The organism is Actinoplanes italicus, from assembly GCF_003001815.1.
GTDB lineage: Bacteria > Actinomycetota > Actinomycetes > Mycobacteriales > Micromonosporaceae > Actinoplanes > Actinoplanes italicus.
Window position 1 is genome coordinate 148,294 of the sequence record NZ_PVMZ01000008.1, and the last position, 10,754, is coordinate 159,047.

The following is a 10,754-nucleotide window of genomic DNA, read 5'->3' on the forward strand; positions in this document are numbered from 1 at the left end:
TCACGCCTCGCGCAGCTCCTCCATCTCGTCCCCGCAGCCGATCTTCTGGCAGATCTCGGCGGTGACGTCGGACGGCAGCATCCCCTCCATGCTGCAGAGGGCGAGCAGCCGCTGGGCGCTGACGCCCAGGTCGCCGAGCAGTTCGGCGTCACCGATCGGGTCGGCGTCCGGGTCGACCGGCTTGTCGTCGTCCTTGTCTTCCTTGTCGTCCAGGTCGTCCAGCTCCAGTGCCGGTGTCTCCACCTCGCCGAGCAGCACCGATCCGATCCGCGACTCCTCGGCGAAGGCCGAGTCCGACCCGAAGACCCGCAGGTCCTCACCTTCGTCCAGGCGCAACACGGCCAGGTACTCGTCGTCGCTCTCGACGAACAGCAGTGCGAGGTCGGCGTCCGGCTCGGTATCCCGGAGCGCGTCCACCACCTCGTCGATGTCGGCCAGGCCCGAAAGCTCCAGCTCCGACGCCGTCCATCCGTTTTTTCCCCGGGCGACGGCGGCAGCGAAAATCGACACGATTTCCCCCAACGCGACTCTTATGTCTCAGCGCCTGACGGTAGCGGGTGCGGCGGCGGGCGCATCGCGCCACGCCTTGATGTGACCTAAGTCAGTTCACGGGCCGGCGGCGTTTCGCGATCAACTCGCGGAGCCGGAGGCCGCGCAGACGAGGCGAAGGCATCGACTCACGTGTCGATTTCGCCTGGGCTAGAGCCGCCAGCAGCTGGAGGCGGCGACGGCTGCGATCGGGGTCCAGCCGTTGTGGCGAGGGGGCCATGCGACCGAGAGTGCGACGCCGCGCGGCGTTAGTCAAGGCTCGATGGGCATGTCGGCAGAACCACTGCTCAGGGCTACCGAAGGGGCACATCGGGTGGCGGAAATCACCACAACGGCCAGTCCTGCGTGGTGACCCATCGGAGGGTGGTGAACAACAGTGCGACCGACAGGCCGATCCCGCTCGCGACGGCCACGCCGACGGCCACCCCGCGGTCGCCGATCATGGCCAGGACCGCGGCGACGCCCCAGGCGACGAGTGCGGCCCCGATCGTCCACCAGGTGTACGACCCGAGATCGGCGCCCAGGCTCCCGAACAGCACGAACCACACCGTGGTGGCGGCCAGACCGCTGACGACCGGCCCGGCGGTGACCGGGTGCGGCTCGCGATAGGTGGGGCGCGGCGGCAGTCCGCTGTACAGCGGCGGCGGCAGGTCCCGAGGCGGAAGGTAGCCCGGTGGCGGCGGCGCGGCCGCGGCCCACGAACCCTGCCGTTCTGCCATCTGTCGGTCCTCCTCACAGCTCTTACCAGCAGCCTAGCCACCGGTGCAGGTCTGCACGATCTGCGGTCTTCTGCCAGGATGGCGCGGTGCGCTTACTCCGTAGCCTCTCCGGTCTGACGATCGCGGCCGTGTGCCTCGCCGGCTGCGGCGGCGCCAACGGGTCGGGGTCTCCGGCCTCGACTCCCCAGTTCGTCGACCCGGTGGCGAGCGCGGCGAGCGCCGAGTCGGCCTCGGCTCTCGCACAGCCGCCGGCGGCCACGAGCGCCGCGGCGAGCCCTTCGGTGAGCACGAGCGCGAGCGCCAAGGCGAAACCGAAGGCGAGCGAGTCCGCGAATACGAAGGTGAAGTACGCCTTCCCTGTCGACGCCTCGAACGTGGACTGGAGCAACACGCACTCGAAGTACCCGGCGACCGACCTCTTCGTCGACTGCGGCGAGCGTTTCGTGGCCACCACGAGCGGCACGGTCCTGGAGGTCAGCCTCTCCGACCGCTACGTGGAGGGGAACCCGGACGGGCCCAACAACGGCGGCCTGTCGGTGTCGATCGAGGGTGACGACGGGGTGCGTTACTACGGCTCGCACCTGAGCAAGGTCCAGTCCGGCATCAAGCCCGGGGTCCGGGTCAAGAGTGGTCAGCTGCTCGGCCTGACCGGCAAGACCGGCAACTCGAGCGGAGTCTGCCACCTGCACTACGGCATCTCCCCGCCGTGCGCCAGGACCGGCGACTGGAAGGTGAGGCGCGGCGTGGTCTGGCCGTACACCTATCTCTCGTCGTGGCGTAAGGGCGGCCAGAAGAGCCCGGTCGCCACGGTGGCCTCCTGGAAGAAGGAGAGCGACTGCAAGGCCTAGAGTCTGGACCGTGCGGATTGCGGTCATCGGGCTGGGGCTGATCGGCGGGTCGCTGCTGCGGGCGCTCGCGGCGGCCGGGCATGACGTCGTCGGGTTCGATGCCGACCCGGAGACGCGGGTGCTGGCTCGCAAGGCGGGGTTCCGGATCGCCGGCTCGGTGCGCGAGACGGTGGCCGGTAGTCAGGTGACGGCTTTGGCCGTACCGCTGCAGATTCTCCCGGAAGTGGTCGCTGACCTGGACGGATACAGCGGCCTGGTGACCGATGTGACGTCGGTGAAGGGTCCCGTCAGGGACCTGTTGAAAGGTCGCCGGTTCGTCGGCGGGCATCCGATGGCCGGTAAGGAGACGTCGGGTTTCACGGCGGCCGAGGTGGGGCTCTTCGACGGGTGCGCGTGGGTGTTGTGCCTGGAGCCGCACGAGACGGATCTCGACGACTGGCTGCTGCTGGCCGCGATGTTCACCGGGATGGGCGCGCGGGTGGTGCCGGTGACAGCGGCCGAACACGACACCGCGGTGGCACAGATCAGTCACGTCCCGCACCTGTTCGCCGCCGCGCTGGCCTGGCAACTCGCCGAGAATCCGCTGGCCGGGACACTGGCGGCGGGTAGTTTCCGGGACGGGACCCGGGTGGCCGGGACGCGGGCCGAGCTGATCGCGGCGATGTGCGGCGGCAACTGGAGCGCGGTGCACCGGGTGTTGCACTCGCTCATCGGAGATCTGGAGAGGTTCGAGGACGCGCTGACCGCCGACGAGCCGATGGAGGCGCTGCTGCCGGTGCTGCGGGCGTCGACGAGGCTGCGCCGGTCCTGGCCCGCGCCGCCCGGTGAGCCGGCAGCGGTGACCGCTGACGTCCAGGCGCTTCTGGCGCTCGGCCGGGAGGGCGGATGGGTGACTTCGGTGAACGGTACGGAACTTGTCGGATTGCGGCCAGAAAGTGGCCGCTTCATTCCCTAGCGTTAGGGGTGTCCACGACACCAGCCTTAGGGAGCCCGCGATGCCCGGTCAGGTCCGCCCCGTCGCCGACGAGCAGGACGGTCTGCTCGCCTACCTCGCCCAGATGCGGTACGTCATCAAGCTGACCGCGTACGGCCTCACGCCCGAACAGCTGCGGGCCACCCCGAGCGCCAGCACGCTGAGCGTCGGCGGCCTGATCAAGCACTGCGCCTCCACCGAGGAGGGCTGGATGACGACGGTACGGGCCGAGCCGCAGGGCATCGACTACGAGGCGTACGAGCGCAACTTCTCGATGGCCGACGGCGAGACGGTCGAGGAGTTGTTCGCCTACTACGACCGGGTCGCCGAGGCCACCGAGAAGACCGTCCGGGACATCGCGGACCTCGACCACCCGGTGCCGATCGACCACTCGGTGCCGTGGAACCCGCAGGACCACGACTTCTGGTCGCTGCGCTGGGTGCTGCTGCACCTGATCCAGGAGACGGCGCGACACACCGGGCACGCCGACCTGATCCGGGAGACCGTCGACGGCGCCACCGCGTACCCGCTGATGGCGGCCGCCGAAGGCTGGCCCGAGTCCCCGTGGATGAAGCCCTGGAAGAAGGCCGACTAGGGGATCTCGCCGCGGTCGACGCGGATCACCCGGCGGTCGGTGACGATCGCGGTGACCAGGTCGGACGGGGTGATGTCGAAGGCCGGGTTCACCGCCTCGCCCCAGGCGGTGACCTCGGCCGAGCCGCGGTCCTCGATCTCCACGTGAGCGCCCGACGGGGTGTCGAGATCGACCGTGGACTCCGGCGCCACCACGATGAACGGGATCCCGGCCCGCTGCGCGCCGAGGGCGTGCGAGTACGTCCCGATCTTGTTGATCACGTCACCGTTGGCGCAGATCCGGTCGGCGCCGAGGATCACCGCGTCCACCTCGCCGCGGGCCATCAGGAACGGCCCCGCCGAGTCGACGGCGACCCGGTGCTCGATACCCCAGCGTGTCAGCTCCCACGAGGTGAGCCGGGCGCCCTGCAGCAGCGGACGGGTCTCGCTGGCGATCACCCCGGCCAGCCGGCCACGATGGTGCAGCTCACCGACCACGCCAAGCGCGGTGCCGACGGTCACCGCGGCGAGACCACCGGTGTTGCAGTGCGTGAGCAGCCGGGGCCGGGCTCCGCACAGCTGGGCGACCAGGTCGGCACCGAGCCGAGCCATCGCCGCCGACGCCGCGATCTCGGAGTCCCGCACCGCGCACGCCTCGGCGAGCACGGCCTCCGGCCCGTGCGAGATCCGGGCGGCGGCACGTTGCGCACCACGGGCCAGGTTCACCGCCGTCGGACGTGCGGTTTCGATCTTTCGTACGGCCACCGCGAGCGCCACCGGATCGTCGACGTGGATCCGGGCCGCGAGCGCCACGCCGAAGGCGCCCGCCACACCCAGTGCGGGCGCGCCGCGTACCGCGAGCGACTGGATCGCCGCGATCAGCTCACCCACGGTGTGCAGGCGCAGCACCCGTTCCTCGCCGGGCAGGGCGGTCTGATCGATGATCTCGACGGCCCCGTTGACCCAATCGATGGTCCGCAAGACTATTCCGCCCGTTCGTTGATCCGCTTCAGCACGGCTTCCAGTGTGTCCCGGCTCTTGCCGAGCTGCTCGCCCGACCAACGCTCCTTGATCGACACCGTGGCACCGCCGTGCAGGTCGAGCTCGGCGTTGATCGGCACCGCCTTGGTGATCCGGGCGCCGGTCACCTCCTCGTACGGCACGAACCGGTAGTGGTGTGCCAGAGTGGCCGGATCGTTGTTGGACAGCAGATCCTTGAGCCGCTTCTCGCCCTCGTTGCCGCCCTTGGGCGCGGGCACGAACAGGAAGCCGCGGTCCAGCAGGATCAGGTCGGTTTCCTGGTCGTCGACGCGCACGTTGGCCATCGCGCCGATGACGTCCGAGCCGCTCGCGGTCGCCTTGGCCTCGACCACCCGGGCCGCCTCGAGGTGGATCCCGATCGCGGCGAGCCGATGCCGGGCCTCGTCGACGGTCGACGGGTCGACGGCCAGCTTGGCGATCTCGGCGTAGTCGACCGGCTGGCCGTACGGGTCGACCAGCCGGGCCGGCGCCGACCAGGAGTGCTGCCAGCGGGCCGCGCCGGAACGCACCGCGGCGAGGGTGATGAGGTCGTCCATCGGGTCGGCGAAGGCCACGGCCGCCTCCTTGCGGGTGGCGTCCGGGAAGAACTCGGCCGCGAGTTCGCCCAGCCCACCGGAGCTGACCAGGCCGAAGATCTCGGCCAGTCCGGCCTCCTGGACGCCGAGACGACGGGCCGCGGACCGGAACACCCGGTCGGCCCGGCGCTGCTGGATCGCGGTGATCGACGCGGCGGTGAAGTCGTCCCAGGGCAGCACGGTGCGGTCACCGAAGTCGACGACCGCCGCCTGCAGCGCGAGCCCGGCACCGCCGAGGTGGGGCAGCAGGGTAGAGGCGGGACGCCGGTCGGGGGCGTGCTGGACCGGAGGCAGGGCGCGCATGGCCGCGATCCGGACACCGATCGCCGGGTGGGTGTCCCAGCGGGAGGTCTCGTGGTCCGGCTCCTCGTCGCGCAGGCGGGCCAGTTCCTCGGTACGGGCCGTGTAGAGCTGCCCGAATCCGCCGAAGATGTCGTCCGGGGCGTAGCCGAGCTCCCAGCCGTTGGAGACGTAGCGTCCGAAATAGAAGTTCCAGGCCGCCGCGACGACGGGCAGTTCCCGCATCGAGCCGACCGCCGCGTCGACGCCGGCCACACGTACCGACACCTGGTCTGCCTCAAGCTCCTGGCGGCGGGTCACCGCGTTGCTGACCAGCAGATAGAGGCGGCCGTATCCCTTGAACACCCAGCCGAAGACGTTCCACTTGCCGACCCGGCTGAGGGTCTCGTGCAGGGCCGCCCGGCCGCGGTAGGCGACGGCGGAGAGCCGGGTGTGCGAGCCGGAGTAGTGACCGAGCTCGTGGGCGAGCACGGAACGCATCTGGTCGACGGTGAACGTCTGCAGCAGCGGCATGCCGATGTACAGGCGACGGGTGCCGGCGATCAGGCCGAGCGCCTTGGCGTCCTCGCTGACCGCGGCGTTGACCTCGGGCACCAGGCGGATCTCGTCGGGTGCCCGGGTGCCGGCCTCCTGTGCCAGCTCACGGACTGTCCGCCACAGGTCGGGCGCCTGCTCGGGGGTGAGGAGCAGACCCTCCGGCTCACCCGGCTGGGCCCGGATCGCCTTCCACAGGCCGACCACGACCGCGCCGACGGCGGCCAGCAGGAGCCAGCTCGCCTTGGCGGCGCCGGCGCTCTGGGTGTGGGTCCAGATCTCGTACAGGAGCCAGCCGACAAGGGCGAGCTGGAGCAGGCCGAGCAGATAGAAGCCGACCAGCATGGCCACCGATATGGCGGCTCGCAGAGCTGTGGACATGACCGTGCTTTCCTCCCCGTGAGACCGCCCGTGCGGGCGGCCGTCGGAAGGTACCCACCTCGATATGTGCCGGGCAAGACCATAAGATCTGCACCCATCACGGGGAGGTATCCGACATGTGGCCGTTCGACAGAACTCCGGCAATCGATCCGACACACGGCGATCCGCGGGCGCGCGCGTTGGTGAACGCGCTCACCGTCCAGGACCGGAACACGGTCCGGGCGTGCCTGGCCGACGTGCACGATCCGGACGCCCGGGCGTTCCTGATCTCGCTGGCCGCGGACGTGCCGGGCGTGCAGGACTGGATCCCCCGGTGGATCGAGGAGGAGCCGGACTCCACGCTGCCGCTGCTGATCCGTGGCTGCCACGGGGTCTGGTGGGCCTGGGAGGCACGCGGGGCGGCGCGGGCCGAGTACACCTCGAAGGACCGGTTCGAGGAGTTCTTCCGGCGGCTCCGGATCGCCGAGAACTGCCTCGACGAGGTCACCGCGCGGACCCCGGAGGACACCACGGCCTGGGCGTTCCTGACCGCGTCGGCGCGCGGCCGGCAGGTCCAGCCGGACGAGGCCGCGGCCCGGTTCGACGCCGTGCTCAAGTACGCGCCGGAGCACGTGATGGCGCATGAGCAGCGGCTTCAGTATCTCTGCAAGAAGTGGTTCGGCAGCCACGAGGAGATGTTCTCGTTCGCCCGCGCGGCCGCCGGCCGGGCGACTCCCGGCAGCCTGGTGCACAACATCATCCCGGCCGCGCACATCGAGTACTGGCTCAGCCTGCCGTCGGGTGAGGATCAGGAGCACATGCGCAATCCGCAGGTACGGCAGGAGCTGGTCGCCGCGACCTACCAGTCGGTGCTGAACCCCGCGTTCCGGTTCGTCCCCGGCTGGCCGTCCCGGGCCAACACGTTCGCGATGGCGCTCCACATGAGCGGTGAGTACGCGCACGCGGCACGCGTCTTCGACCTGATCGGCGATCACGTCACCGAGTGGCCGTGGGAGTACCGGGGCAACGCGGCCAAGCAGTTCGTCTCGGCTCGCAAGGACGCGTACGCCTTCGGCCGCTGACGCCTAGGCTGCGGACATGGCTGAGTCCCGTGATCCGGTCGCCGACCTGCGACGCATCGCGTTCCTGCTCGAACGGGCCAACGAGGCGACCTACCGGGTACGCGCGTTCCGGTCGGCGGCGACGGCGATCGCGAACACCCCACGCGACGAGGTGGTCGAGCGGGCCACCGCCGGCACCCTGGCGAAGCTGTCCGGCGTCGGCGATGTGACGGCCCGGTGCGTGACCGAGTCGCTGGCCGGTGAGGAGCCGGTCTACCTGCGCCGGATCACCGCGACCGCGGGCACCGACCTGCCGGCCGAGGCGGCCGCGCTGCGGGCGGCGCTGCGCGGTGACTGCCATGTGCACTCGGACTGGTCCGACGGCGGTTCGCCGATCGAGGAGATGGCCCTGGCCGCCGCCGACCTGGGCCACGAGTACTTCGTGCTGACCGACCACTCGCCGCGGCTGACCGTGGCCCGCGGGCTGACCGCCGACCGGCTGCGCCGTCAGCTCGACCATGTGGCCCGGCTCAACGAGGCCCTGCCCGACGGTTTCCGGATCCTGACCGGCATCGAGGTGGACATCCTGGAGGACGGCCGCCTGGATCAGGAGGACGAGCTGCTGGCCCGGCTCGACCTGGTGGTCGGTTCGGTGCACAGCAAACTGCGCGACGACTCGGCCCGGATGACCCGGCGGATGGTGACCGCCATCGCCAACCCGCACCTGGACGTCCTCGGGCACATGACCGGACGGAAGGTGGCCGCGGCCGGTGCCGGCGACGCCGCCCACTCGAAGGTCCGGACCCGGCCGCCGAGCGACTTCGACCTGGAGAAGGTGCTCGCCGCCTGCCTCGAGCACGGCAAGGCCGTCGAGATCAATTCGCGGCCGGACCGGCTGGACCCGCCGAAGCGGATGCTCACCGTCGCGGTGGAGGCCGGCTGTCTCTTCACGATCGACACCGACGCGCACGCGCCGGGTCAGCTGGACTGGCTGGATCTCGGCTGCGAAAGGGCCGCGCTGTGCGGTGTCCCGGCCGAGCGGATCGTCAATACCTGGCCGGTCGAGGGCCTGATTAACTGGACTGCCTCGCATGCGTGAGGTCCCGTAGTGTCGCGCCGTGGGACAAATTGACGAACTCGCGAACCGCTATGTCGACGAGTGGGCCGCGCTCAACCCGACGGGCGCCACCGCAGTCGGCATGACCGGCTTCGAGGACAAGACCGACGACCTCTCGCCCGAGGGCTTCGCGGCGCAGGCCGAGCTGATCCGCCGGACCGTCAACGAGCTCGACGTGACCGAGCCGGAGCACGAGTCCGAACAGGTCGCCAAGGACGCCATGATGGAGCGTCTCGGCCTGCAGCTGGCCCAGTACGACGCGGGTTACGTCAGCACCGACGTCAGCGTCATCACCAGCGCGCTGCACGAGCTGCGGATGGTGCTCGACGTGATGCCGACCGAGGGCGAGCAGGCGGTCGCCGACATCACGGCCCGGCTCAAGGAGTTCCCGCGCGCGCTCGATCAGTACCGGCGGACCCTGCTGGAGGGCGCCGCCGACGGCCGGGTCAGCGCGGCGAAGCAGCTGGCGGCGGTGGCCGAGCAGTGCGACGCGTGGACCGATCCGACCCGTGACGACTTCTTCCACGGGCTGGCCGGCCGGCTGAACGCGTCCGGGGCCCTCGCCGCCGAGCTGCGCCGCGGCGCCGAGGCGGCCACCGCGGCGACCGCCGCCTTCGGCGCCTTCCTGCGTGACGAGCTCGCTCCCCTCGGCAGGGACAAGGAGGCGGCCGGCCCGGAACGGTACGAGCTGGCCTCGCAGTACTTTCTCGGCGCGAAGGTCGACCTGCAGGAGACGTACCTGTGGGGGTTCGCCGAGCTGGACCGGCTGGAGCGGGAGATGCGCTCGGTGTCGGCGCGGATCGCCGGATCCGGTGCGTCGGTGGACGAGGCGGTGGCGGTGCTCGACGCCGACCCGGCCCGCACGATTCCCGGCAAGGAGGCCTTCCGGGACTGGATGCAGGCACTCTCCGACCGGGCGATCACCGAGCTGAACGGCACCCACTTCGACATCGAGGCGCCGGCGCAGAAGCTGGAGTGCTGTCTCACCCCGACCAGTGACGGTGGCATCTACTACACCGGGCCGAGTGAGGACTTCTCCCGGCCGGGCCGGATGTGGTGGGCCGTGCCGGAGGGGCAGGAGAGCTTCTCCACGTGGCGTGAGGTCACCACGGTGTTCCACGAGGGCGTTCCGGGCCACCACCTGCAGATCAGCCAGACGCTGCTGCGAGCCGACACACTGAACCGCTGGCAGCGGCTGCTCTGCTGGTGTTCCGGGCACGGCGAGGGCTGGGCCCTGTACGCCGAACGCCTGATGGACGAGCTCGGCTACCTGGGCGATCCGGGTGACCGGCTGGGCATGCTCGACGGCCAGGCGTTGCGTGCGGCGCGGGTGATCGTCGACATCGGCATGCACCTCGAGCTCGAGATCCCGCGTGACAATCCGTTCGGTTTCCGCCCGGGTGAGCGATGGACACCGGAGCTGGGCTGGGAGTTCCTGCGCGCGCACACCCGGATGCAGGAGGAGGTCCTGCGGTTCGAGTGGAAGCGTTACCTGGGATGGCCGGGACAGGCGCCGTCGTACAAGGTCGGCGAGCGCATCTGGCTGCAGGCTCGCGACGAGGCGAAAGCTCGCAAAGGAAGTGATTTCGACCTCAAGACTTTCCACCGTGACGCCCTGAATCTTGGCTCTCTGGGGCTTGACCCGCTCCGAAAGGCACTGGCCAGGATTTGAGTCAATCGGGTCTCTCCGTACTTAAATCAGGACGGAGAGACCCACCTTTCTGTATTCACTTGCTCACCATGCGTGACTTCACTCCGCAGAGCTATTGATCCGCCACATGGCGTAAGCACGAAGACGCCGAGACGTAACAAATCCGAAGTAGAACTCATATTCACGTCCCGCCAGGTGGGCGGATACGATCTCCCGCGGCGCTTCTCACTTTGTTCCGGAACCCGCGTGGACTGGGCCTTCCCCTTTCAGGCCGCCGGGCGGGAGTTCGTACAGCGAAGTCGGCGGCGCCGCGTATCCCCCGATCAGCCGAGCGAACTCTGACCCTTGGAAAGGGGTTTTCTGAGGATTTCTCGGATAGATTGACCCGGATCGGTGCGCCCGCATGGCTACTCTCCGTAGCCCCCCATCGGCCCATCGCGTGTGCATGGCGGA

Annotated in this window: 10 protein-coding genes; 6 read left to right on the forward strand and 4 right to left on the reverse strand. The window is 69.9% G+C overall.

Annotated elements, in window-relative coordinates:
* Positions 1–510, reverse strand: a complete 510-nt coding sequence (locus CLV67_RS20770; protein ID WP_106320845.1) for a tRNA adenosine deaminase-associated protein — start codon at positions 508–510, stop codon at positions 1–3.
* Positions 511–872: 362 nt separating this feature from the next.
* Positions 873–1,268 carry a hypothetical protein gene (locus CLV67_RS20775; RefSeq protein WP_106320847.1) on the reverse strand — a complete coding sequence of 132 codons (396 nt, stop codon included), beginning with the start codon at positions 1,266–1,268 and terminating at the stop codon, positions 873–875.
* Between the two features lie 86 nt (positions 1,269–1,354).
* Here CLV67_RS20775 and CLV67_RS20780 point away from each other — a divergent pair, with 86 nt between their 5' ends.
* From CLV67_RS20780 to CLV67_RS20790, 3 genes are read left to right on the forward strand one after another with little or no spacing between them, the layout of a single operon-like run.
* Entirely contained in the window at positions 1,355–2,116 is a 762-nt protein-coding gene (locus CLV67_RS20780) for a M23 family metallopeptidase (RefSeq protein WP_106320849.1), read from the forward strand.
* A complete protein-coding gene (locus tag CLV67_RS20785; protein ID WP_146169239.1) occupies positions 2,031–3,071 on the forward strand; it encodes a prephenate dehydrogenase in 1,041 nt (346 codons plus the stop codon). The genes CLV67_RS20780 and CLV67_RS20785 overlap by 86 nt, the downstream gene beginning before the upstream one ends.
* A gap of 40 nt (positions 3,072–3,111) precedes the next feature.
* Positions 3,112–3,684, forward strand: a complete 573-nt coding sequence (locus tag CLV67_RS20790; protein ID WP_106320853.1) for a DinB family protein — start codon at positions 3,112–3,114, stop codon at positions 3,682–3,684.
* Here CLV67_RS20790 and mtnA read toward each other — a convergent pair.
* Positions 3,681–4,643: an S-methyl-5-thioribose-1-phosphate isomerase gene (mtnA, locus tag CLV67_RS20795; protein ID WP_106320855.1), complete on the reverse strand. Its 963-nt coding sequence runs from the start codon at positions 4,641–4,643 to the stop codon at positions 3,681–3,683. The genes CLV67_RS20790 and mtnA overlap by 4 nt on opposite strands.
* Before the next feature lie 2 nt (positions 4,644–4,645).
* On the reverse strand, positions 4,646–6,493 hold the full coding sequence (locus CLV67_RS20800) for a M48 family metallopeptidase (RefSeq protein ID WP_106320857.1): 1,848 nt from the start codon (positions 6,491–6,493) through the stop codon (positions 4,646–4,648).
* A 116-nt stretch (positions 6,494–6,609) separates the two neighbouring features.
* Here CLV67_RS20800 and CLV67_RS20805 point away from each other — a divergent pair, with 116 nt between their 5' ends.
* From CLV67_RS20805 to CLV67_RS20815, 3 genes are read left to right on the forward strand one after another with little or no spacing between them, the layout of a single operon-like run.
* Positions 6,610–7,554 carry a DUF4034 domain-containing protein gene (locus CLV67_RS20805; RefSeq protein WP_106320859.1) on the forward strand — a complete coding sequence of 315 codons (945 nt, stop codon included), beginning with the start codon at positions 6,610–6,612 and terminating at the stop codon, positions 7,552–7,554.
* Between the two features lie 16 nt (positions 7,555–7,570).
* Positions 7,571–8,632 (forward strand): PHP domain-containing protein, encoded by a 1,062-nt coding sequence (locus tag CLV67_RS20810; protein ID WP_106320861.1) that lies wholly within the window; start codon positions 7,571–7,573, stop codon positions 8,630–8,632.
* Between the two features lie 19 nt (positions 8,633–8,651).
* Positions 8,652–10,322: a DUF885 domain-containing protein gene (locus CLV67_RS20815; RefSeq protein WP_106320863.1), complete on the forward strand. Its 1,671-nt coding sequence runs from the start codon at positions 8,652–8,654 to the stop codon at positions 10,320–10,322.
* The last annotated feature ends 432 nt before the right edge of the window (positions 10,323–10,754 follow it).